The 21,491-nt window shown below is 70.5% G+C and carries 23 protein-coding genes and 2 tRNA genes; 10 read left to right on the top strand and 15 right to left on the bottom strand.

What is annotated here, in order from left to right:
- The 4 genes from C3E78_RS01870 to C3E78_RS01885 all read right to left on the bottom strand — a co-directional run bounded on the left by C3E78_RS01870 (window position 1) and on the right by C3E78_RS01885 (window position 4,306).
- Complete coding sequence (locus C3E78_RS01870; RefSeq protein ID WP_108576714.1) at window positions 1-726, bottom strand: glycerophosphodiester phosphodiesterase; 726 nt, start codon at window positions 724-726, stop codon at window positions 1-3.
- A 3-nt stretch (window positions 727-729) separates the two neighbouring features.
- Window positions 730-2,052, bottom strand: coding sequence for a glycoside hydrolase domain-containing protein (locus C3E78_RS01875; protein ID WP_108576715.1), 1,323 nt, complete (start codon window positions 2,050-2,052; stop codon window positions 730-732).
- Between the two features lie 158 nt (window positions 2,053-2,210).
- Entirely contained in the window at window positions 2,211-3,776 is a 1,566-nt protein-coding gene (locus C3E78_RS01880; protein ID WP_108576716.1) for a long-chain-fatty-acid--CoA ligase, read from the bottom strand.
- An 80-nt stretch (window positions 3,777-3,856) separates the two neighbouring features.
- Complete coding sequence (locus C3E78_RS01885; protein ID WP_108576717.1) at window positions 3,857-4,306, bottom strand: SRPBCC family protein; 450 nt, start codon at window positions 4,304-4,306, stop codon at window positions 3,857-3,859.
- A 125-nt stretch (window positions 4,307-4,431) separates the two neighbouring features.
- On the opposite strand from C3E78_RS01885, the gene purF reads away from it, so the two are divergent.
- The 3 genes from purF (at window position 4,432) to C3E78_RS01900 (ending at window position 7,287) form a co-directional block, all read left to right on the top strand.
- The gene (purF, locus tag C3E78_RS01890) at window positions 4,432-5,925 is read left to right on the top strand and encodes an amidophosphoribosyltransferase (protein WP_108576718.1); all 1,494 of its coding nucleotides are present in this window, start codon (window positions 4,432-4,434) and stop codon (window positions 5,923-5,925) included.
- Complete coding sequence (gene purM / locus C3E78_RS01895; RefSeq protein WP_235833741.1) at window positions 5,922-7,004, top strand: phosphoribosylformylglycinamidine cyclo-ligase; 1,083 nt, start codon at window positions 5,922-5,924, stop codon at window positions 7,002-7,004. The genes purF and purM overlap by 4 nt, the downstream gene beginning before the upstream one ends.
- Before the next feature lie 112 nt (window positions 7,005-7,116).
- A complete protein-coding gene (locus tag C3E78_RS01900) occupies window positions 7,117-7,287 on the top strand; it encodes a DUF3073 domain-containing protein (protein ID WP_108576719.1) in 171 nt (56 codons plus the stop codon).
- Between the two features lie 25 nt (window positions 7,288-7,312).
- Here C3E78_RS01900 and C3E78_RS01905 read toward each other — a convergent pair whose 3' ends face one another.
- Window positions 7,313-8,395, bottom strand: coding sequence for a Glu/Leu/Phe/Val dehydrogenase dimerization domain-containing protein (locus C3E78_RS01905; RefSeq protein WP_108576720.1), 1,083 nt, complete (start codon window positions 8,393-8,395; stop codon window positions 7,313-7,315).
- Window positions 8,396-8,557: 162 nt separating this feature from the next.
- On the opposite strand from C3E78_RS01905, the gene C3E78_RS01910 reads away from it, so the two are divergent.
- On the top strand, window positions 8,558-10,015 hold the full coding sequence (locus C3E78_RS01910; protein ID WP_108576721.1) for an NAD-dependent malic enzyme: 1,458 nt from the start codon (window positions 8,558-8,560) through the stop codon (window positions 10,013-10,015).
- Here C3E78_RS01910 and C3E78_RS01915 read toward each other — a convergent pair.
- The 9 genes from C3E78_RS01915 to C3E78_RS01955 form a co-directional block, all read right to left on the bottom strand.
- Entirely contained in the window at window positions 9,956-10,270 is a 315-nt protein-coding gene (locus C3E78_RS01915) for a hypothetical protein (protein ID WP_108576722.1), read from the bottom strand. The two genes, C3E78_RS01910 and C3E78_RS01915, sit on opposite strands and share 60 nt — an antisense overlap.
- Window positions 10,267-10,713: a MarR family winged helix-turn-helix transcriptional regulator gene (locus C3E78_RS01920; protein WP_108576723.1), complete on the bottom strand. Its 447-nt coding sequence runs from the start codon at window positions 10,711-10,713 to the stop codon at window positions 10,267-10,269. The genes C3E78_RS01915 and C3E78_RS01920 overlap by 4 nt, the downstream gene beginning before the upstream one ends.
- 54 nt (window positions 10,714-10,767) lie before the next feature.
- On the bottom strand, window positions 10,768-11,382 hold the full coding sequence (locus C3E78_RS01925) for a TetR/AcrR family transcriptional regulator (RefSeq protein WP_108576724.1): 615 nt from the start codon (window positions 11,380-11,382) through the stop codon (window positions 10,768-10,770).
- 58 nt (window positions 11,383-11,440) lie between these two features.
- A complete protein-coding gene (locus tag C3E78_RS01930) occupies window positions 11,441-12,196 on the bottom strand; it encodes an SDR family oxidoreductase (protein WP_108576725.1) in 756 nt (251 codons plus the stop codon).
- Between the two features lie 227 nt (window positions 12,197-12,423).
- Window positions 12,424-12,497: transfer RNA gene (locus C3E78_RS01935), tRNA-Phe, on the bottom strand.
- A gap of 47 nt (window positions 12,498-12,544) precedes the next feature.
- The gene (locus tag C3E78_RS01940) at window positions 12,545-13,885 is read right to left on the bottom strand and encodes a dipeptidase (protein ID WP_108576726.1); all 1,341 of its coding nucleotides are present in this window, start codon (window positions 13,883-13,885) and stop codon (window positions 12,545-12,547) included.
- A 50-nt stretch (window positions 13,886-13,935) separates the two neighbouring features.
- A complete protein-coding gene (locus C3E78_RS01945) occupies window positions 13,936-14,547 on the bottom strand; it encodes a malonic semialdehyde reductase (RefSeq protein WP_108576727.1) in 612 nt (203 codons plus the stop codon).
- A gap of 80 nt (window positions 14,548-14,627) precedes the next feature.
- Window positions 14,628-14,704, bottom strand: a tRNA-Asp gene (locus C3E78_RS01950).
- Window positions 14,705-14,766: 62 nt separating this feature from the next.
- The gene (locus tag C3E78_RS01955) at window positions 14,767-14,979 is read right to left on the bottom strand and encodes a hypothetical protein (protein ID WP_108576728.1); all 213 of its coding nucleotides are present in this window, start codon (window positions 14,977-14,979) and stop codon (window positions 14,767-14,769) included.
- Window positions 14,980-15,116: 137 nt separating this feature from the next.
- Here C3E78_RS01955 and C3E78_RS18560 point away from each other — a divergent pair, with 137 nt between their 5' ends.
- The 6 genes from C3E78_RS18560 (at window position 15,117) to C3E78_RS01985 (ending at window position 19,113) form a co-directional block, all read left to right on the top strand.
- The gene (locus C3E78_RS18560; protein WP_108576729.1) at window positions 15,117-15,452 is read left to right on the top strand and encodes a cupin domain-containing protein; all 336 of its coding nucleotides are present in this window, start codon (window positions 15,117-15,119) and stop codon (window positions 15,450-15,452) included.
- Entirely contained in the window at window positions 15,449-15,871 is a 423-nt protein-coding gene (locus tag C3E78_RS18565) for a rhodanese-like domain-containing protein (protein ID WP_108576730.1), read from the top strand. Before C3E78_RS18560 ends, C3E78_RS18565 begins: the two co-directional genes overlap by 4 nt.
- A 119-nt stretch (window positions 15,872-15,990) precedes the next feature.
- Window positions 15,991-16,803 (top strand): ABC transporter ATP-binding protein, encoded by an 813-nt coding sequence (locus tag C3E78_RS01970; protein WP_108576731.1) that lies wholly within the window; start codon window positions 15,991-15,993, stop codon window positions 16,801-16,803.
- On the top strand, window positions 16,800-17,504 hold the full coding sequence (locus C3E78_RS01975; protein ID WP_108576732.1) for an ABC transporter permease: 705 nt from the start codon (window positions 16,800-16,802) through the stop codon (window positions 17,502-17,504). The genes C3E78_RS01970 and C3E78_RS01975 overlap by 4 nt, the downstream gene beginning before the upstream one ends.
- Window positions 17,501-18,181 carry an ABC transporter permease gene (locus C3E78_RS01980; RefSeq protein WP_108576733.1) on the top strand — a complete coding sequence of 227 codons (681 nt, stop codon included), beginning with the start codon at window positions 17,501-17,503 and terminating at the stop codon, window positions 18,179-18,181. Before C3E78_RS01975 ends, C3E78_RS01980 begins: the two co-directional genes overlap by 4 nt.
- A gap of 20 nt (window positions 18,182-18,201) precedes the next feature.
- Window positions 18,202-19,113: an ABC transporter substrate-binding protein gene (locus tag C3E78_RS01985; protein ID WP_108576734.1), complete on the top strand. Its 912-nt coding sequence runs from the start codon at window positions 18,202-18,204 to the stop codon at window positions 19,111-19,113.
- A 74-nt stretch (window positions 19,114-19,187) separates the two neighbouring features.
- Here the strand turns inward: C3E78_RS01985 and C3E78_RS01990 are convergent, their stop codons facing one another.
- Window positions 19,188-21,341: an MMPL family transporter gene (locus tag C3E78_RS01990; RefSeq protein ID WP_108576735.1), complete on the bottom strand. Its 2,154-nt coding sequence runs from the start codon at window positions 21,339-21,341 to the stop codon at window positions 19,188-19,190.
- Window positions 21,342-21,491: the final 150 nt, after the last annotated feature.

Raw genomic sequence — 21,491 nt, forward strand, 5'->3', positions numbered from 1 at the left:
TCAGCGGCGGGCGGCGAACGCACGTAGCGGGTGGTTCGTGGTGACCATCCAGACGTCCGGGTCGTTCATCCACCGGGCGAGCTCCGCCGGTCGGTCGACGGTCCACACGATCAGCGGCAGGCCCCGGCGCCGGGCGTACGCCTTGAGCGACAACCGGGCGACGGTCTTGTGCGCGACCACGACGTTGGCCCTGCTGAGCCACACCCGGGTGCGGGGGAACGCCGACTCGGCGGCCACGAGCCAGCGCACGAGCCGGTTGCCCTGCGACGACCGGGGGCCCGACGAGAGACCGACCAGCAGGCCGGGCGCGTGCTGGCGCGACCACGCCACGAGGCGCCGCACCGACGCGTCCTCGGACGTCGTGACGACGACGTCGCCGACCCCCAGCACCTCGACGACGCGGCTGACGATCTCGACCTCGTGCCCGGGCACCTTGAGGTCGACGTGCGCCTTGACGCGCCCGCGGATCACCTCGAGGACGCTGTCGAGCGTCACCAGCACCGCCCCGGTGAACTCGTCGGCCCGGTGCCGGGCGATCGAGCGCAGGACGGCGTCGTCGTCGAGCTCGTCGTCGTGGAAGATCACCGGGGTGCCGTCCGCTGTGAGGCGGACGTCGAACTCGACGTAGTCACAACCGAGCGCGATGGCCGACTCGAACGCCGCCAGGGTGTTCTGGGCGCCGCGGTCACCGCCGACGCCACCGCGGTGCGCCGACACCAGCGCCATCGGTCAGGCGGTCTTGCCGCGCTGCAGCTGGGCCCAGACCGTCGACTCGGTCGTCGTGTACGTCGGCAGCCCGCGGGCCTTGCGGTACGCCTGGACCGCCTTGACCGTGTTGCCGTCGTAGATGCCGGTCAGGCGCGGTCGCAGACCGGCCGCGATCAGCGACCGCTGCAGCCGCCACACCGACTGGCCGACCGAGCCCTGCTTGAGGACCCGGGGGTTGGCGCCGCGCGAGAGCAGAGCGGTCCAGGTCGGACCGGTGGTGCGCCCGGTGGCGGTCCATCCCTTCTTGGCCCGGTACTTGTCGATCGCCCGCGCCGTGCCCTTGCCGAAGGTCTTGTCGACCGTCTTGAGCACGCCCTGCGCCCTCAGGAGGCACTCGAGGGCGGTGACCTCGGCGCCCTTGCTGCCGATCTTGAGGCCCGGGTACTTCGTGAACGTCATCTTCGCCTTGCACGGCAGCGACTGCTTGACGGCGACCGAGCCGCGGCCGACGTCGAGGACGTTCTTGTCGATCGTCAGCTTCTTTCCGCCGTAGCTCACCGTGACGTCGTTGTGGTACTGGTGGATCCGCTGGTGGTTCTTCCAACCGGCGTCGGCCAGGTACGGCCCGCCCTTGGTGTCGGCCTTCTTGTTGACCCACGCGATCCACATCTGGTCGGGCAGGTTCATGCCGGGGCGCTTCGTCGCACGGGCCTGGTCGATCGCGGCGATGGCCGCGGAGCCGCTGGAGTACACCCCGGACTTGTAGCCCTTGGCGTGCAGGTACTCGGTCCAGGCGTCGGCGAACTCCAGCACGATGCGGTCGCACGCGGCGGTGCGGGCGTACCACTCGATGTCGAGGTAGGAGAAGCTTCCCTTCCCGAAGCCGTACTTCGTGAGAGCGGCGATCGTCTCCTTCGCCTCCGTCTGGGCCTGGCTGCGGGCCTTGCTGACGGTGGAGGACATGTGCTTCTTCTGCACGCGGCTGTTCGGGTTGTTCTTGAAGCACGGTGCCTGACGGCCCACGTGGATCGGCATGAAGCGCCAGCCGTTCGCCGCGTTCTTGGTGACCCACGTCTTGCTCAGGTGGGGCTGGTACGCGTCGCCGCAGTAGCGCGAGCTCCCGGAGACGTAGATGCCGACGGCGCTGAACGGCGACGTGAGGTTCCACGTGTCCATGACGCTCTGGCTCGGGGCGACGCACGCGTCGAAGCCGTTCCCGGTGAGGTCACCGGGTGCCTTGGGGGCACCGGCAGTGGCGGGGGAGGACAGGAGGACCGACGCGGCGAGACCAGTCAGGAGACCGAGGATCGTGAGCCGCGAGGTGGGGGAAGGCACCAGACGCATGGTCCCGAGGGTACGTGCTGCGTGAGAGGTCTGTCACGACAACCGTGTTGCTGGTGTTACCCCAGAGACGTCTGGCGCTATGGTGATGCCATCGTGGCCCCGGTCCCTCCCCTGGATGATCGGGGCCACGTTGTGTCCCCTCCCGCCGAGGAGGGCGGTCAGACCTGACGCGGTGCGTCGCCCCAGTAGGGCTTGCGCAGGTCGCGCTTGAGGATCTTGCCCGACGGGTTCCGCGGCAACGCCTCCACGACGTCGATCGACGACGGCACCTTGTAGCCCGCGAGGTGCTCGCGCGCGTACGCGATGAGCTCCTCGGCGGTCGCCGACCGGTCCGGCCTGAACGCCACGACCGCCTTGACCGTCTCACCCCAGCGGTCGTCCGGCACCCCGATGATCGCGATCTCGGCGACGGCCGGGTGCTCGGCGAGGACCCGCTCGACCTCCGGCGAGTACACGTTCTCGCCACCGGTGATGATCATGTCCTTCAAGCGGTCCTCGATGAAGAGGAACCCGTCCTCGTCCACGCGCCCGAGGTCGCCCGTGCGGACCCACCCGTCCGGCGTGATGAGCTCGGCCGTCGCGTCGGGCCGGCCGATGTAGCCGACGGTCGCCTGGGGTGTCCGGAACCAGACCTCGCCGGAGCCCCCGACCGGGACGTCCTGCAGCGTGGTCGGGTCCACGATGCGCATCTCGGCCTTCGCGACGGGTCGCCCGGCCGAGACGAGACGCTCGGGGTGGGCCTCGTCGCGGTGCGCCGCGTCGTCGAGGACCGTGATGACGCCGCCGAACTCCGTCATCCCGTACACCTGCTGGAACTCGGTGTCCGGCCACGCCTGCATCGCCGCCCGCAGGACCGGCAGCGGCATGGGTGCCGCGCCGTAGCCCACGGCCTTGAGCCGGCCGAACAGCGCCATCGCCTCCGGACCCGCCGCGACGAGGGCGGCCACGACTGCCGGGACCAGGAAGGCGTGCGTCGCCCCGGCCATCATGCCGCCCGCCATGAGCGAGGCCTCGACCTCCGGGACGATGTAGCCCGGCACGCCGAGCACGGGTCCGAGCAGCGCGTACGACGTGCCGCCGACGTGGAACATCGGCATCGCGACGAGCATCATGTCGCCGTCGTCGTAGCGCGTGTCACCCGAGCCGTTCAGGCTGTGCTCGACCATCGCGGCCTGCGTGAGCTGCACGCCCTTGGGGCGTCCGGTCGTGCCGGAGCTGTACATCACGACGCACACGTCGTCCGGCTCGACCTCGGGCTGCCGCTCGGTGGGGGCACCGGCGGCCAGCCAGCCCTCGAGCTCGTCACCCTCGCCGCCGATCACGATGATCTTCTGGGCGTGCTGCAGGCGCTCGCGCACCAGGGCGAGCTGGTCGAGCAGCTGGTGCCCGACGAACACGATCGTCGCGCCGCAGTCGTTGAGCACGTACTCGAGCTCGTCGCCCGCGAGCCGCCAGTTCACGACGGTCGTGGCGGCGCCGAGGTGGCACCCGCCGAGCAGGATCTGCAGCACCGCCGGGCTGTTCTTGTCCAGGATCGCGACCCGGTCGCCGCGACGCACGCCGTCGGCCTGCAGGGCCCCGGCGGCCTGGCGGACCGAGTCGTAGGCCTCGCTCCACGTCCAGGTGCGGTCCCCGAACAGCCAGCACGGGCGGTCGGGACGTTCGGCGGCGCGGGCGGCCAGGAAGTCCGGCAGGAAGGTGGCGGGCGGGATCGTCGCGGTCATGGGGTCCCCTCGGCGGTGTGACGCGGATCACGTCAGCGTAGGGGGTCGGGGGTGCTGCCGTCACCCGTTGTCGGACGCAGTCACTCCTCCAGCAGCGACGCGATCCGGTCGAGCGTCCGCCGCATGCCGACCTTCGCGGCCGGGGCCATCGGGCTGCGCTTGAGGAAGAACCGCTGCCGATCCTTCGACACGTCCCAGGTCTCCTTGACGAGGGTCCCGCCACCCACGGGCTCGAGCTCGTAGCGCCAGACCCGGCCGCCGATGAGCCCCTTCGCGCCGGTGGTGCGCCAGGCGATCCGCCGGTCCGGCTCGAACTCCACGACCTCGTTCATCGTCCGGTAGCCGATGCCCATGTGCATCGCCATGCCGAACTTCGAGCCGAGCTCCAACGGCTGGGACGCCTCCCGGGTGCCGCGGACCGTGCCCGAGCCGTCGAGCTCGCTGTGCCGGGCCGCGTCCGACAGCAGCGCGAAGATGCGGTCGGCCGGTGCCAGGATCGTGCGCTGGACGGTGATCGTGTCGCTGGTCATGGCCCCATCTGACCGGTCGTTAGTTGGGCCCGCAACCCCAGCCCGCCTGCGGGCCGCGCCGGCGACGGTGTCCGGCCACGGCACGAGATTGGTCTGCCGCGGGGAGCGGCCCCTACACTGAAGTCGTGCCCCGCGGAGATGGACGCCTCACCCACGACCTCGATCCTCAGGACGCCGGACCCCAGGACGCATGTGGCGTCTTCGGTGTCTGGGCTCCCGGCGAGGAAGTCGCCAAGCTGACCTACTTCGGTCTGTACGCCCTGCAGCACCGCGGCCAGGAGTCGGCGGGCATCGCGGTCAGCAACGGGCGACAGATCCTCGTCTACAAGGACATGGGACTGGTGTCCCAGGTCTTCGACGAGGCCACCCTCGAGTCGCTGAAGGGTGACGTCGCGATCGGGCACGCCCGCTACTCGACCACCGGGTCGAGCGTCTGGCACAACGCGCAGCCGACGTTCCGGCCCACCGCCGTCGGCTCGGTCGCCCTCGGCCACAACGGCAACCTCACCAACACCTCCGAGCTCACCGAGCTGCTGCGCGTCCGTGACGCCGAGGCCGGGCGCGACGCCGGCAAGGCCGAGACGGCCACGTCCGACACCGCGGTCATGGCCTCGCTGCTGGCGTCCTACCCGGACCGCACCGTCGAGGAGGCCGCGCTCGAGGTGCTGCCCCAGCTGCGCGGCGCCTTCTCGCTGGTCTTCATGGACGAGGGCACGCTCTACGCCGCCCGCGACCCGCAGGGCATCCGCCCGCTCGTGCTCGGCCGCCTGGAGCGCGGCTGGGTCGTCGCGAGCGAGACCGCGGCGCTCGACATCGTCGGCGCCTCGTTCATCCGGGAGATCCAGCCCGGCGAGTTCATCGCGATCGACGCGAACGGCCTGCGCGCCGAGCGCTTCGCGAAGGCCGAGCCCAAGGGCTGCATCTTCGAGTACGTCTACCTGGCCCGCCCCGACACGACGATCTCCGACCAGCGGGTGTTCTCGGTGCGTGCCGAGATCGGTCGCCGCCTCGCCCGGGAGTTCCCGGTCGACGCCGACCTGGTCATCCCGGTGCCGGAGTCGGGCACCCCCGCCGCGATCGGCTACGCCGAGGAGTCCGGCATCCCGTTCGGGCACGGACTGGTCAAGAACTCCTACGTCGGCCGCACCTTCATCCAGCCGTCCCAGACGCTGCGCCAGCTCGGCATCCGGCTCAAGCTCAACCCGCTGCGCGACGTCATCGCCGGCAAGCGGCTCGTGGTCGTCGACGACTCGATCGTGCGCGGCAACACGCAGCGCGCGCTGGTGCGGATGCTCCGCGAGTTCGGCGCCGCCGAGGTGCACGTCCGCATCTCGTCCCCGCCGGTGAAGTGGCCGTGCTTCTACGGCATCGACTTCGCCTCGCGTGCCGAGCTCATCGCCAACGGCATCTCGGTGGACGAGATCCGTCGCTCGATCGACGCGGACTCGCTCGCGTACATCTCCCTCGACCAGCTCGTCGAGGCGACCAACGTGCCCAAGGACAATCTGTGCCGGGCCTGCTTCGACGGGATCTACCCCGTCGCACTCCCCGAGGATGACGTGATCGGCAAGCATCTCCTCGAGGTCCAGGACCAGCTGCCGCTCGAGGTCATCCAGTGAACGCCATCCCCACCAGCGGAACCCGCACCTCCTACGCCAGCGCCGGCGTCTCGATCGAGGAGGGCGACCGCGCGGTCGAGCTCATGAAGGAGTGGGTCGAGAAGGCCCGCCGGCCCGAGGTCGTCGGCGGCATCGGCGGCTTCGCCGGGTTGTTCGACGCGACCGCGCTCAAGGCGTACGACCGACCGCTGCTCGCGACCTCGGCCGACGGCGTCGGCACGAAGGTGCAGATCGCCCAGCGCATGGACAAGCACGACACGATCGGCTTCGACCTGGTCGGCATGCTCGTCGACGACCTCGTGGTCTGCGGTGCCGAGCCGTTGTTCATGACCGACTACATCGCGACCGGCAAGGTGGTGCCCGAGCGCATCGCCGACATCGTCAAGGGCATCGCGCAGGCCTGCGCGGAGTCCGGCACCGCGCTGCTCGGTGGCGAGACCGCCGAGCACCCCGGACTGCTGGGCGTCGACGAGTACGACATCGCCGGATCCACCACCGGTGTCGTGGAGGCCGATGCGCTGCTCGGCGCGGAACTCGTGCGTCCGGGTGACGTCGTGGTCGCGATGGCCTCGAGCGGCCTGCACTCCAACGGCTACTCGCTGGTGCGTCACGTGTTCTTCGACAAGGCCGGCTGGAGCCTGGACCGTGAGGTCCCCGAGTTCGGTCGCACGCTCGGCGAGGAGCTGCTCACGCCGACGCGTCTCTACACGCTGCCGTGCCTCGCGCTGGCCCGCGAGGTCGAGGTCCACGCGATGTCGCACATCACCGGTGGCGGTCTGGCAGCCAACCTCGAGCGGGTCGTGCCCAGCACCGTGTCGGTGCGGGTCGACCGGTCCACGTGGTCGCCGCAGCCCGTCTTCGGACTCGTCGGGGCGCTCGGTGACGTGGCTCAGGCCGACCTGGACCTGGCGCTCAACATGGGTGTCGGCATGGTCGCGCTGGTCGCGCCCGACGCCGCCGATGCCGCGATCAGGCTGCTGGCCGAGCGGGGCATCGACGCCTGGATCGCCGGCGACGTGGCCGATGCGGGCGTCCACGGCGAGGGTGGGACGGTCACCCTCACGGGCGCTCACGGCTGACCACACCGCAATTTCGGCCCTCTCCGGGGGGTCGATGCGGGTTTTCTTGTGACTTGTGGGTAGGCTTGCAGCACGACAAACTGACTATTTCTCTGCGAGGGGGTCGAGCCTCATGGGCCGCGGCCGTGCGAAAGCCAAACAGACCAAAGTTGCGCGCGATCTGAAGTACCGGACGCCCGACACAGACTTCAACACCTTGCAGCGGGAGCTCCATGGGGAGTCGGGGGATCCGATCCCCGAGCCCTACCGTGATCTCGAGCGCGGGGACCCAGCCGCCAGCTGATGCTGGCAGCCGGGTCTCTCGGCGCTCAGTTCCCGACGTAGATCTGGCGCAGTCGGCCGACCTCGCGCATGCGCTGCTCGGCCATGCGGTCGGCAGCGATCGACGGGGGAACGCCCTCGGTCCTGGCGTGCTCCAGCACGCCCAGGGTGGTGTCGAAGATCTTCGCTGCGCGCATCTTGGCGCGGTCGAAGTCGAAGCCCTCCAGCTCGTCGGCGACCTGGATCACGCCTCCGGCGTTGACGCAGTAGTCCGGCGCGTAGGTAATGCCGCGCTCCTCGAGCCGCTTCTCGATGCCGTCGTGCGCGAGCTGGTTGTTGGCCGCGCCGCACACGACGGTCGCGGTCAGCACCTCGATCGTCTCGTCGTTCAGGGCGCCGCCCAACGCGCACGGTGCGTAGATGTCCAGCGGCTCACGGATCAGCGCCTCGGTGTCGGCGACCGCCCGCACGGACGGGTACGTGCCCCGTAGCGCGGTGACGGCCGGCTCGTACGGATCGGTGATGACGACCTCGGCGCCCTCGTCGACGAGGTGCCCGACGAGGTGACGCCCGACCTTGCCTACGCCTGCCACGCCCACCCGCTTGCCGGCCAGCGACGTGTCGCCCCACAGGTGCTGCGCCGAGGCGCGCATGCCCTGGTAGACGCCGAAGGCGGTCAGGACCGAGGAGTCGCCCGCGCCGCCGTGCTCGACCGTGCGACCGGTGACGTAGTCGCTCTCGCGGGCGATCTGGTCCATGTCGGGGGAGAAGGTGCCGACGTCGCACGCGGTGAAGTAGCGGCCGTTGAGCGTCTGCACGAAGCGGCCGTACGCACGCAGCAGCGCCTCGGTCTTCAGGGTCGCCGGGTCGCCGATGATGACGGCCTTGCCGCCGCCCAGGTCGAGGCCCGCGAGCGCGTTCTTGTACGCCATGCCCTGCGAGAGGTTGAGGACGTCGGTGAGAGCGTCCTGCTCCGACGCGTACGGGTAGAAGCGGGTGCCGCCGAGCGCGGGGCCGAGGGCCGTCGAGTAGATCGCGATGATCGCCTTGAGGCCGGTGGCCTCGTCGTGGCAGAAGACGACCTGCTCGTGCTGACTGCCGAAGGGTGAGGGATTGCTGCGAACGGTCACGGTGGTGCTCTCTGTCGTGGATGGCGGGGAGAGCGGTGGTGGGCTCCCCCAACTGGCGGCCGCGGGGTGGTGCGGCTCACACGGCTGACTCTACCTGCGCGGCACCGCAGCGCAGACCGTCCCCGACAAACGTGAGGCTTCCTTCGCATTTATGCTGGGTCGGTGAAGACGACGCCCGCGCCCAGCATCTCGTACTCGATCACGATCAGGCTGGAGGTGCCGTCCGGCGGCTCGGCGATCAGCGATCTGACCACCACCGTGGAGCGTGCCGGCGGGATCGTCACCGCCCTCGACGTGGCGGCCTCGGGCGCCGATGCGCTGCGGATCGACCTGACCTGCGCGGCCTCGGACACCGAGCACTCCGCACGGGTGGTCGACAGCCTGCGTGAGCTCAAGGACGTCGACGTGCTCAAGGTGTCCGACCGGACGTTCCTCATGCACCTGGGCGGCGTGATCGAGACCGCGACGAAGCACCCGCTGCGCAACCGCGACGACCTCTCCATGATCTACACGCCCGGTGTGGCGCGGATCTGCCAGGCGATCGTGGCCGACAAGGAGGACGCCCGCCGGCTGACCGTCAAGCGCAACAGTGTCGCGGTCGTGTCGGACGGCTCCGCGGTGCTCGGCCTCGGCAACATCGGCCCCCACGCGGCGCTGCCGGTCATGGAGGGCAAGGCGGCCCTGTTCAAGAGCTTCGCGGACATCGACGCCTGGCCGCTGGTCCTGGACACGCAGGACGTCGACCAGATCGTCGAGACCGTCGCGGCGATCTCGCCCGGCTTCGCAGGCATCAACCTCGAGGACATCTCGGCACCACGGTGCTTCGAGATCGAGGCCCGGCTGCGTGAGCGCCTCGACATCCCGGTCTTCCACGACGACCAGCACGGCACGGCCGTCGTGGTCCTCGCGGCGCTGCGCAACGCGCTGGCGGTCGTCGGCAAGGACCTGGACAAGGCCCGGATCGTGCTGGTCGGTGCCGGCGCGGCGGGCACCGCGGTCCTGAAGGTGCTGCTGCACGCGGGCGCCGTCGACGTCACCGTGTGCGACGTGCAGGGCGTGGTCCACCAGGGGCGCGAGGGGATGGACCCGTCACTGGCCTGGATCGCCGACCACACGAACGCCGCCGGACGCACGGGCACGCTGCGCGACGCCCTGCCGGGCGCTGACGTGTTCATCGGCGTCAGCGCGCCGAACCTCCTCACGGCCGAGGACGTCGAGGCGATGGCGACGGACTCCATCGTGTTCGCGCTGGCCAACCCCGACCCGGAGATCGACCCCGCGATCGCCCGCCGGCACGCGGCCGTCGTCGCCACCGGCCGGTCGGACTACCCGAACCAGATCAACAACGTGCTGGCGTTCCCCGGGATCTTCCGGGGCCTGCTCGACGCGCAGTCGCACGGCATCAGCATGGACGTGCTCATCGCCGCGGCCGAGGCCGTCGCCGGCTCGGTGGCGCCCGACGAGCTCAACGCGAACTACGTCGTCCCGAGCGTGTTCCACCCGGAGGTGCACCAGCGGGTCGCCGCAGCGGTGCGGGCCGCCGCAGTGGCCGCGGACGCGTCACAGCACCCAGAACAGGCCGACCACGGTGGGCAGGAAGGCCAGCGGGATCCACGGTGACATCAGCTTCGCGCCGAGGATGACCCGCACCACGACGTAGGTCACGACCGCGAACAGCGCGGACAGGGCGAGCAGGAGCACGGCGTCCGCGCTCCGTCCCTGCCCCTGGACGACGTGCGCGACGACGATGAGGCCCAGCACGCCGTGGATCGCGACGGAGAAGAACGCGATCGCGCCGACCCGGCGCTGCACCTTCCGGAGCGCGGCGAGCCGCTCGGCGGCGCTGGGGGTGCGAGCCGGGGTGCGGGGGGTCATGCGGTCACGCTCTCGTGGGCGGCATCGATGATGCGGTGGAGGACGGCGTTGGTCGTGGCGAGGTCGTCCGTGGACATGCCCAGGCGCTCCAGCATCGTCGTCGGGACGTCGAGGGCTCGCTGCCGGAGTGTGCGTCCCTCGTCGGTGACCCGGATCGCCAGCGTCCGCTCGTCGGACGCGGACCGGGCCCGGCTCACGAGTCCGGCGGACTCGAGACGCTTGAGCAAGGGCGACAAGGTGCCCGGGTCGAGGTGCAGGAGCTCGCTGAGGCCCTTCACGGAGATCTCGTCGTGCTGCCACAGGGCGAGCATCACGAGGTACTGCGGGTGGGTCAGGCCCAGCGGCTCGAGGACGCTGCGGTAGGAGGCGACGACCTCGCGGGACGCCACGGCGAGCGCGAAGCACACCTGTTCCTCGAGGGCGAGCGGGTCACGGGTCGGCACATGACGAGCCTACCAATGATTGGGGTACCAACTAATGTCGCGCTGGTCTCACCGTCAGCGGCCGCCGGCGCCCAGGAGCGCGTCCAGCAGGCGCACGCAGCGCTGCATCATGTCGTCGGCGGTCTCCTCGGGGTGCTCGACCCACCAGTTCATCAGGGAGTCGACCATGCCCAGCCACACCGACGTCATCGCCGAGACGTCCAGCTCATCGTCGTTCCCGGCCAGCGCCATGAGCTCGGTGACGCCCTCCTGGGCGAGCGCGCCGATGCGGTCGGTGTAGCGGGCGATCGAGTCGGCGATCGGGCCGTCGGTGGGGGCGGTGCTGTCGAAGAACAACCGCCAGAGGTGGCGCTGCGGCTGCAGGAGCGTGAACATCGCAGCCAGGGTCTCCATGCCCCGCTCCAGGCCGACGGACTCCCCACGGGCGATCCGTTCGATCTCGTCACCCAGCAGGGCACCGCCGCGGGCGAGGCACGCCTCGTAGAGGCCTTCCTTCGAGCCGAAGTAGTTGTAGATCAGCGGCTTGGAGATCCCGGCGATGTCCGCGACCGTGCCGACGGACGTGCCCGCGAACCCGTACGTGCCGAACTGCTCGGACGCGATCGACAGGATCTGCGTCTCCCGATCGAGACGGGGGACGCCCTTCGTGCCGGCATTGGGTCTGGCCACGACCGCAGTCTAGGCCGCACGCGGCCCTGTGCGCCCTCTTCCGGCCTGCGGGGCCAGTTCAGAGGCTGCGGCTCAGTCCGCCGTCCACGGGCAGCATGACGCCGGTGAGGAAGCCCGCCGCGGGGGAGAGCAGGAACGCCGCCGCGCGGCCGAACTCGTCGGGCCGGCCGTAGCGCCGCAACGGGATCATCCGCTCGTTGGCGACGCGTGCGGCGTCGGCGTCGCCGGTCGCGGCATCCAGTGTCCGGACCCGGTCGGTCGAGAGCCGTCCCGGCAGGAGGGCGTTCACCCGGATCCCGCGCGGGCCCAGCTCGTCGGCGAGATTCTTGGCCGCCATGGCCAGCCCGGGACGCAGCCCGTTCGAGATGCCGAGCCCCGGGATCGGCGACTTCGCCGAGGTCGACAGCACGAAGGCGATCGAGCCGCCCTCCCCGAGCTCCTCGGCGATGCTCGTCGCCAGCCGCAGCGCCCCGAGGAAGACCGACTCGAACGACGAGCGCCACTCCTCCTCGGTGCGGTCCAGGATCGGGCCGGCGGGCGGGCCGCCGACGCTGATGAGCGCGCCGTCGAGCCGCCCGAAGGTGGCGTCCGCCGCGGCGATCAGCTGGGCCGGCGCCGTGGCGTCCGCGTTGTCGACCGCCACGCCGATCGCCCGGGGTCCGAGTGCGTCCACCGCGCGGTCGACGGACTCCTGGCTGCGCGACGAGATGACGACGTTCGCGCCCTCCGCCACGAGCTGCTCCGCGGTGGCCAGGCCCAGCCCGCCCGAGGCGCCGGTCAGGATGTACGTGCGGTCGGTGAGGCCCAGATCCATGCCCTCACCCTACGACCGCCCACGAGTCGCGCACGGACGCCGACGAGTCGCGCACGGACGCCGACGAGTCACGCACGGAGGCCAGGGCCGGGGTCGACTCCCCCAAGCTCTCCGCTGCGCTCCGAGCAGGGGGGACCCCCAGGCCCGCCGTTTCGACCGCTGACCCCGCCCGAAGCAAAGACAAGAGGGACCCCGCAAAAACCGCGAGGTCCCTCTTGTCTTTTCTGTGGCCAGGGCCGGGGTCGAACCGGCGACCCTCCGCTTTTCAGGCGGATGCTCGTACCAACTGAGCTACCTGGCCACCGCTCGCGAACGAGCGACGACCACCTTATCGCACGTGGTCCGGGGTCAACGAACCCTGTCCGCCAAGCGCTCCAGAAGCAGCGCCTCGGCGACGCACACGCGCGTGAACTCGCCCAGGTGAAGACCCTCGTCGATGCCGTGCGCGCGGGTGTCGGGATCCTCCACACCGGTGACCAGGACGGCCGCGTCGGGGAAGATGCGGGCGAACTCCGCGATGAACGGGATCGAGCCGCCCATGCCCATGTCGACCGGCTCGGTGCCGTCCCACGCGTCGCGGAACGCCGAACGCGCGGCGTCGTAGGCCGGGCCGTCGGCGTCGACCGTGAACGGCTCACCGATCTCACCGCGCTCGACCGTCACCCGGGCACCGAACGGGGCATGACGCAGCAGGTGAGCCTCGAGCGCGTCGAGATGCGCCGTGGCGTCGCCGCCGGGCGCGACCCGCATGCTGATCATGGCGCGTGCGCTCGGTGCGAGGGTGTTGGACGCCGTCGCGACCGGCGTGGCGTCCAGGCCCACGACGCTCACCGCGGGCTCGGCCCAGAGCCGCTGGACGATCGAGCCGCGACCGATCTGGCCGACGCCGGGCAGCACCGACGACTCCTCACGGAAACGGTCCTCGGGGTACTCGATGTCCGCAGCGGTGCCGTGGTGCAGCCCCTCGACCGCGACGGAACCCTCGTCGTCGTGCAGCGTCGCGAGGAGCCGGCACATCGTCGTGAGCGCGTCCGGGACCACTCCGCCCCAGATGCCCGAGTGCACGGCGTGCCCGAGGGTCTCGACGGTGACGACGCAGTCGGCCAGGCCGCGCAGCGTGACGGTCAGCGCCGGGACGCCGATGGCCCAGTTGGCCGAGTCCGCGATGACGATCGCGTCCGCGGTCAGCTCGTCGCGGTGCTGCTCGAGCAGGGCGACGAGGCTCGGCGAGCCGGACTCCTCCTCGCCCTCGACGAACACGGTGACGCCGACCGGCGGATTGCCGTCGTGCGCGCGGAACGCGGCGAGATGGGCCGCGAGGCCGGCCTTGTCGTCCGCGGCTCCGCGGGCGTGGAGGCGGTCTCCCCGCCGGGTCGGCTCAAACGGCGGGGACGTCCAGAGCGCCGGATCACCCGTCGGCTGGACGTCGTGGTGCGCGTACAGCAGCACCGTGGGGGCGCCGGGAGGCGCGGGGTGGTGCGCGATGACGGCAGGCGCACCGCCTGCCTCGACGATCTGGGTCCGGGCGAACCCGGCCTCCCGCAGCAGGCGCTCGACCTCGGTGGCCGAGCGGCGCACGTCGTCGCGGTGCTCGGGCTGCGCCCAGATGGACGGGATGCGGACGAGGGACTCGAGATCGTCGAGCACCGAGGGGAGGACGTCGTGGACGCGCGAGGTGAGATCGGCCATGACGTCAAGCCTGCCACGCGACCCCGTCGGGGGTCGCGTGGCAGCAGGCGTCAGGCGGTGAGGACCGCGTCGTCCGCCGAGATGCGCGGCAGGCGGTCCAACCACGCGTTCTCACCCGGGTGCCCGATGTTGATGACGAGCTGGGTGCGCCACGACGTGCCGGGGAAGAACTCGGCGTCGATGCCCGCGGCGTCGAACCCGCCCATCGGGCCGGCGGTCAGTCCTGCGGCGCGGACGCCCACGATGAAGTACCCGGTCTGCAGGGCGGTGTTGTAGCGCGCGATGTCGGCGCGGCTCGCCGCGTCGCCGGCGAACATGTCACCAGCGGTGGGGTTGTGCGGGAAGTGCTGCGCCATCGAGGTGTGGAAGTCGACGTCGGCGGCGACGACCGCCACGACAGGAGCGCTCGCGGTCTTGGCACGGTTGCCCTCGGCCATCAGCGGCAGGAGGCGGTCACGGCCGGCGCCCTGCTCCACCAGCAGCAGGCGCATCGGCTGAATGTTCATCATCGTCGGGCCGTACTTGACGAGCTCGAAGACCTCGCGGACCTGGTCGAGCTTGACGGGCTCGTCGCTGAAGGTGTTCGCCGAGCGGGCCTCGCGGAACAGCAGGTCGAGGCTCTCGTCGGGAAGGGCGAACGTGGAGGTGGGGAAAGAAGTCATGTCCGACTCAACCACCCGCGGGAAAAGAAAAATCCCACGACCCCCCGGAGGGGATCGTGGGCTTTCTCACTTCTCTCACATGGCGACCCCGACCGGACTCGAACCGGCGACCTCCGCCGTGACAGGGCGGCGCGCTAACCAACTGCGCCACGGGGCCATGTGTTGCGGTTAACCGCGAACGCAACTGTAACGCACGCCCCCCGCGACGAACAAAACGGGTCAGGTGCGATCGGTTCCGGCGGTGTCCGCACCCTGCGGTCCCGCGGAATTCGGGTCGTCCGGCGCGGACGGCTCATCGGTCACGCGCGTCGACATGGAGTCATCGAGGCGATGCGGCCGGTTGGCCGCGGCGCCGGCCCCCTGGCGTGCCGTCCGCACCCAGAGGGCGCCTCCCAGCAGCAGCACGACGAGGGCGATCAGCAGCCACTTCATCAACATGGTCCTCTCGTTGGCGCAGACCAGCTCACGGTTCCTGCGCTTCGGCGTACTGCATCTTCTGTCGTTCCGGGGCATATGTCCAGAGTGTGAATGCCCCGAGGACGCCGGTGCGGGTCCGTTTCCATGGACGCATGTTCGTACGCCGTCCCACCGCTGCACCCCTGTCGCTCGCCGATCTCGCGGCCCTCACCCAGGAGGTCGCCGACGACGTCCGTGCGGGCCTCCACGAGGTCCACGCCGACGCCGAGAGCCGCTGGCACGTGCGGCTGCGCTGCGACGACCAGGTCGACGTGTGGCTGATCAGCTGGACCGAGGACCAGGGGACGCAGCTGCACGACCACGCGTACTCGCCGCCGCTGACCCGGAGGAGCTACTACGACGTCGAGGGCCACCAGCTCACCCGGCTCGCGTCGGTCTGGACCGACAACCCCGAGGCGCCGGCACCGGAGCTGCGGGCCGCCTCGTGAGCGCGGGATTCGCCTCCGTCGACGACCTGCTCGCGTCCGCCCGGGCGGGCCTGACCCGGCGGGAACCCCAGGAGGCCTACCGCCGGACGCTGACCGGAGCCCTCGTCGTCGACATCCGTCCGGCCTGGCAGCGCGAGGCGGACGGGGAGATCCCCGGTTCTGTCATCGTCGAGCGCAATCATCTGGAGTGGCGTCTTCATCCGACGTCGGGGGCGAGCCTGCCCCTGGCGGCGGTGGGGCAGGAGTGGATCGTCGTGTGCACCGAGGGCTACACCTCGTCGCTCGCGGCCTCCGCCCTGGTGTCGCTGGGCCTTCCTGCCAGCGACGTCGTCGGCGGCATTCATGCCTGGCGTGCCGCCGGTCTGCCCGTGGTGCCGGGGCCGACCCCGGTCGAGCACCGGGTGCGGCACCACCCCTGACGTCCTGGGACCCCGTCGCACCTGTGATTGCCGCGGCGGGGTGATCACGCAACACTGGCTGCACCCTTTCCCTGCCTACCTACTGTCCCGACGTCCCCTCGTCGAGCGCGGAGGACCGCATGATCGAGTACCGCACCGTCGGCAAGACCTTCGCCGACGGGACAGAGGCCGTGGGCAGCTTCAGCCTGGTCCTGCCGTCCAGGACGACGACCGTGCTCGTCGGCTCCTCCGGCTGCGGCAAGACGACGCTGCTGCGCATGGTCAACCGGATGGTCGACCCGACCCGCGGACAGGTGCTCATCGACGACGTGGACGTCGCGACCCGCAACCGGGTCGAGCTGCGCCGCCGCATCGGCTACGTCATGCAGGAGGCGGGCCTGCTGCCGCACCGCAAGGTCATCGACAACGTCGCGACCGTCCTGCGGCTCAATGGCGTCGATCGCAAGCAGGCGCGCGAGCGCTCGTACGCCGTCATGGAGACCGTCGGGCTGGACGCCTCGCTGGCCACGAAGTACCCCGCACAGCTGTCCGGCGGCCAGCAGCAGCGCGTCGGCGTGGCCCGCGCCCTCGTGACCGATCCCAACATCCTGCTGATGGACGAGCCGTTCGGCGCTGTCGACCCGATCGTCCGCGAGGAGCTGCAGGCCGAGCTGCTGCGCCTGCAGCGCGAGCTCGACAAGACCATCGTTTTCGTCACCCACGACGTCGACGAGGCGTTCCTGCTGGGCGACCAGGTCGTCATCTTGAAGAAGGGTGGCGTGGTCGCCCAGGTCGGTGCGCCCGCCGACATCCTCGCGCGGCCGGCCGACGACTTCGTCCGCAGCTTCGTGGGGCTCGACAAGGGGCACCGCCGCCTGCACGTCGAGGAGCGCGACGGCGCCCGCATCGTCGTGGACGGCAGCGGCAAGGCTGCCGGAGTGCTCGACCGATGAGATGGGTCCGCGACAACACCGACAAGATCGGCGACCTGCTGGTCAGCCACCTGTGGCTCAGCGTCGTGCCGATCGTGCTGGGCTTCGCCATCGCGCTTCCGATCGGCTGGTTCGCGAGTCGGCACCCACGCCTCAAGGGAGTCCTGCTGACATTCGCGGGCGTGCTCTACACGATCCCGTCGCTGGCGTTCTTCCTCATCCTCCCGAGCATCATCGGCACCGGCTTCCTGTCCCCGTTGAACGTCGTCGTGGCGCTGACGGTCTACGCGGTCGCGATCATGGTGCGATCGGCCACGGACGCCTTCGAGTCCGTCTCGCCCGCCGTGCTCGACGCGGCCACCGCCACGGGTTTCGCCCCCGCCGGGCGCGCGTTCCTCGTGGAGCTGCCGCTGGCAGGTCCCGTCCTCGTCGCGGGGCTGCGGGTCGTGGCGGTCAGCACCGTGAGCCTGGTCAGCGTCGGTGCCCTGACCGGCGTCAGCAATCTCGGCTCCCTGTTCACCGAGGGCTACCGCACCGACAACGACGCCGAGATCCTGACCGGTGTCGTGGGGATCGTCGCGATCGCCCTGCTGCTCGACGCGCTGATCGTCGTGGCCGGGCGGGTCCTGCTGCCCTGGAACCGGGGCCCGCGCAGCTCCGTGCGCAGCCCGGTCTCGCCGATGATGTCGTTCGCCCAGCACCTGCGAGGTGGACGCGCATGAGCGTCCTCTCGGACACGATCGAGTGGTTGGGCGACTCCGCACACTGGTCGGGCGACGACGGGGTGCCGCACCGGCTGGTGCAGCACCTGGGCTACACGTCGCTGACCGTGGCGATCGCCGCCGCCATCGCGATCCCGATCGGCCTGTGGATCGGCCACACCGGGCGCCTGCGGGGCCTCGCCGTGGTCAGCTCGGGGGCGCTGCGGGCACTGCCGACGCTCGGGGTGCTGACCTACGCGTCGCTGTTCACCGGCATCGGCATCAAGGCCGCGATCTTCACGCTCGTGCTGCTGGCGATCCCGCCCCTGCTGGCCGGCGCCTACTCGGGTCTGGAGTCGGTCGACCGCCGCACGGTCGACGCGGCCCGCGCGATGGGGATGACCGAGCTGCAGATCCTGACCAGGGTCGAGGTCCCGCTGGCGCTGCCGATCATCATCGGAGGCCTGCGGTCCGCGACCCTGCAGGTCGTCGCGACGGCGACGGTCGCGGCGTACATCCCGGGCCCCGGCGGCCTGGGCCGCTACCTGATCGACGGCCTCGCCCTCAACGACTACCCCCAGGTCGTGGCCGGCTCGATCGTCGTCATCGTGCTCGCACTCGTCCTCGACGGAATCTTCGTCCTGCTCCAGCGGTTGGTACTCCGTAACCGTCCAGCCACCGTCCGCATCGCCGCTTGACCTCACCCCCAAGGAGACCCATGTCCATCACCAAGCTCGCAGCGGGCCTAGCGGCCGCTTCGCTCGCCCTCGCCCTGTCCGCCTGCGGCGGCGACCCCACGTCCGACGACTCGGCGAAGTCCGCCGGCGACACCATCACGGTCGGCTCGGCCGCGTTCCCCGAGAACGAGATCATCGCCGAGATCTACGCCCAGGCGCTCGAGGCCAAGGGCGTCAAGGTCAAGAAGAAGCTCAACATCGGTGCCCGCGAGGTCTACATCCCGGCCCTGGAGAAGGGCGAGATCGATCTGCTGCCCGAGTACTCCGGCAACCTGCTGGCCTACTTCGACAAGGATGCGACGGCGACGTCGCCCGAGCAGGTCGAGGACGCGCTCGAGGACGCCCTGCCGAAGACGCTGGAGGTGCTGGACGCGGCACCGGCGCAGGACAAGGACTCGCTCAACGTCACCTCCGAGTACGCGGCGAAGAACAACCTCAAGACCATTGCGGACCTCAAGAACGTGGGCGACTTCAAGCTGGGCGCGAACCCGGAGTTCAAGGAGCGCAAGTACGGCATCCCCGGGCTCGAGTCGGTCTACGGTCTCACCGACGTCGAGTTCGTCCCGATCAGCGACGGCGGAGGTCCCAAGACGCTCAAGTCGCTGCTCGACGACGACATCCAGGTCGCTGACATCTACTCCACGACCCCGTCGATCCTGGCCAACAAGCTGGTGACCCTCGAGGATCCCAAGAACCTGATTGCCGCGCAGAACGTCGTGCCGCTGATCAACGAGAAGAAGGCCACGGACACCGTCGAGGACGTCCTCGACGAGGTCTCGAAGGCACTCACGACCGAGGACCTGCTCGACCTGAACACCAAGAACCAGGGCCCCGACAAGGTGGCCCCGGACGTGCTCGCGAAGCAGTGGCTGACCGAGAAGGGCCTCATCTAGCCGCCCCTGACGCTGGGCCTGACGTTCTTGCAGACACGCCGGCGGCGTGTCCGCAGAAACGTCAGGCCCAGCGGTCAGACGGTGACGAGCTCGGTCGCGTGCTCGTCCTCGCGGCTCGCGACCCTGCCCAGGCCCTGCAGGCGGCCCTTGAACCCCAGGAGCAGCGCTGGCAGCAGCACGAGCCGCACCAGGGTGGCGTCCAGGAGGATGGCCACCGAGAGCCCGACGCCCATCTGCTTCATCTCCAGCATGTCGAGCGACGCGAAGACCGCGAAGACCGACACCATGACGGCGGCGGCGCTCGTGACGACCCCGGCCGTCTCGCGGATGCCGAACTCGACGGCCTGCTCGAACGGCAGCCCGCGTCGCAGCCCCTCGCGGACCCGGGTCATCACGAAGACGTGGTAGTCCATCGACAGCCCGACGAGCACCACGAAGCAGAACAGCGGGATCCAGTCGACGACGAACCCGGACGACGTGTAGCCGAGCAGGCCGTCGGCCCAGGAGTGCTGGAACACCAGCGTCAGGACGCCGAACGCGGCACCGACCGAGAGCAGGTTCAGCGCGGTCGTCAGCAGCGCCAGGGTCACGCTGCGGAACGTCCAGGTGATCATCAGCATCGTCAGGACCAGCACGAAGCCGATGACGAGCGGGAGCCGGGAGGCCTGGTGCTCGTAGTCGTACGACTCGGCGACGCCACCGCCCACGGCCGTGGTCACCCCGTCGATGTCGCCGACCGCGCGCGGGACGATGCTGTTGCGCAGGCGCTCGATGGTCTTCTCGTTGCGGACGTCTCCCTCGGGGTGGGGAGCGTACATCGACAGCACCGCGGTGCGGCCGTCGGCCGAGACCTGTGCCGGTTGGCCGGCGGGGACCGCGAGGCCCTGCTCCGCGGACGCGGACTCGACGTCGGCGAGCGCCGCCCGGACCGCGCCGGCATCCGTCGCGGTGGCGACGACCTCGACCATGGGGCGCTGCGACGGGAAGCTCTCCTGCGCCCGCTGGTACGCCTGTACCGCGGGGATGTCCTGCGGGAGCGTGTCGACCGTCGACTCGTGCGTGGACATGCCCAGCGCGGGGACCGCCAGGGCCAGCAGCGCGCCGCCGGCCACCAGTGCCGAGACGAACGGCCTGCGGATCACGGGACGGATGAGGCGGCCGCTGATCCCGCCGGTGCCGATGCGACGGTTGAGCCGCCACAGCAGAGGGATGCGGGGACGGTCGACGAAGCGTCCGAGCGTGGCCAGCACGGCCGGCAGGACGGTGAGCGACCCGATGACGGCGACCAGCACGACCAGGATCGAGCCGGTGGCGAGTGCGCTGAAGACGGCCTCGCCCGACAGGAACAGCCCGGCCATCGCGACCATCACCGCGAAGCCCGAGACGACCACCGCGCGTCCGGACGTCGCGGCGGCGATCTCGATCGCGTCGATCGTGGACCGGCCGCGGGCGCGTTCCTCCCGCTCGCGCTTGAGGTAGAACAGCGAGTAGTCGACGCCCACCGCCATGCCGATCAGCAGCACGACGTTGGAGACCGAACCGGCGTCGGGGACGAGGTGGGAGACCGGGGCGTAGAACCCGAGTGCCGTCAGGACGGACGTGATCGCGAGCAGCACGGGGATGCCGGCCGCGACGAACGCGCCGAACGCGACGAGCAGGATCAGGAACGTGATCGGCAGGCTCATCATCTCGGCGGACGCGAGGTCCTCACCGACCTTGTCGTTGATGCCGGCGCTGAGGGAGGCCTCACCGGCCTGCTGGACGTCGAGCTGTGGGTTCGCCTCCTGCACCGCGGCGGTGGCGTCTATCAGCCCGTCGACGTTCTCGGTGGCTGCATCGGTGTCACCGCTCATGGTGATGGGGACCAGGACCGCATCCTGCTTCGCCGCCACGACGGGCTCGCCGACGGAGGCGACACCTGTGACGTCCTTCGCCGCTGCTGCGACCTGTCCCGCGACGGCGCGGGCGCCATCGACGTCCAGCGTGCCCTTCGGCGCCGTGATGAGGACGGACTCGGTCGGGCTCGCCGTCAGTCCTGCGTCGGCGATCATGGCCGAGGCGCGCCCGGACTCGCCGATGCGGAAGTCGGCGTCGGTGACCTTCTCGGTGGTCATCGAGGAGGACAGGGCGAGCGCCGTGGCCACGAAGGCGACCCACAGGCCGATCGCGCGCCAGGGATGAAGAGCGCTCCAGCGAGCGATGCTCACGGTGGGAGATCTGCGGGACATGGTCGTGCCTTTCGAGGAGGAGGTGGAACCGCTCCAGCCTCGCGATTCCCGGCCCGCGGCACGATGGGGCCAGGACCCGTCCTGGAGGTGGGTCCAGGCCCACTGACGAGCCGTCGCGGATGGGGCAGGATCGAGGCAGCGATCCTTCGA

The sequence above is a fragment of the Aeromicrobium chenweiae genome (genome assembly GCF_003065605.1).
Classification (GTDB): domain Bacteria; phylum Actinomycetota; class Actinomycetes; order Propionibacteriales; family Nocardioidaceae; genus Aeromicrobium; species Aeromicrobium chenweiae.

Excerpts from the sequence above, each read along its gene's own strand:
- C3E78_RS01870 (WP_108576714.1), bottom strand. The coding sequence starts at position 726 with ATGGCGCTGGTGTCGGCGCACCGCGGTGGCGTCGGCGGTGACCGCGGC.
- C3E78_RS01875 (WP_108576715.1), bottom strand. The coding sequence starts at position 2,052 with ATGCGTCTGGTGCCTTCCCCCACCTCGCGGCTCACGATCCTCGGTCTC.
- C3E78_RS01880 (WP_108576716.1), bottom strand. The coding sequence starts at position 3,776 with ATGACCGCGACGATCCCGCCCGCCACCTTCCTGCCGGACTTCCTGGCC.
- C3E78_RS01885 (WP_108576717.1), bottom strand. The coding sequence starts at position 4,306 with ATGACCAGCGACACGATCACCGTCCAGCGCACGATCCTGGCACCGGCC.
- C3E78_RS01900 (WP_108576719.1), top strand. The coding sequence starts at position 7,117 with ATGGGCCGCGGCCGTGCGAAAGCCAAACAGACCAAAGTTGCGCGCGAT.
- C3E78_RS01915 (WP_108576722.1), bottom strand. The coding sequence starts at position 10,270 with ATGACCCCCCGCACCCCGGCTCGCACCCCCAGCGCCGCCGAGCGGCTC.
- C3E78_RS01930 (WP_108576725.1), bottom strand. The coding sequence starts at position 12,196 with ATGGATCTGGGCCTCACCGACCGCACGTACATCCTGACCGGCGCCTCG.
- C3E78_RS01940 (WP_108576726.1), bottom strand. The coding sequence starts at position 13,885 with ATGGCCGATCTCACCTCGCGCGTCCACGACGTCCTCCCCTCGGTGCTC.
- C3E78_RS01945 (WP_108576727.1), bottom strand. The coding sequence starts at position 14,547 with ATGACTTCTTTCCCCACCTCCACGTTCGCCCTTCCCGACGAGAGCCTC.
- C3E78_RS01955 (WP_108576728.1), bottom strand. The coding sequence starts at position 14,979 with ATGAAGTGGCTGCTGATCGCCCTCGTCGTGCTGCTGCTGGGAGGCGCC.
- C3E78_RS18560 (WP_108576729.1), top strand. The coding sequence starts at position 15,117 with ATGTTCGTACGCCGTCCCACCGCTGCACCCCTGTCGCTCGCCGATCTC.
- C3E78_RS01970 (WP_108576731.1), top strand. The coding sequence starts at position 15,991 with ATGATCGAGTACCGCACCGTCGGCAAGACCTTCGCCGACGGGACAGAG.
- C3E78_RS01975 (WP_108576732.1), top strand. The coding sequence starts at position 16,800 with ATGAGATGGGTCCGCGACAACACCGACAAGATCGGCGACCTGCTGGTC.
- C3E78_RS01980 (WP_108576733.1), top strand. The coding sequence starts at position 17,501 with ATGAGCGTCCTCTCGGACACGATCGAGTGGTTGGGCGACTCCGCACAC.
- C3E78_RS01985 (WP_108576734.1), top strand. The coding sequence starts at position 18,202 with ATGTCCATCACCAAGCTCGCAGCGGGCCTAGCGGCCGCTTCGCTCGCC.
- C3E78_RS01990 (WP_108576735.1), bottom strand. The coding sequence starts at position 21,341 with ATGTCCCGCAGATCTCCCACCGTGAGCATCGCTCGCTGGAGCGCTCTT.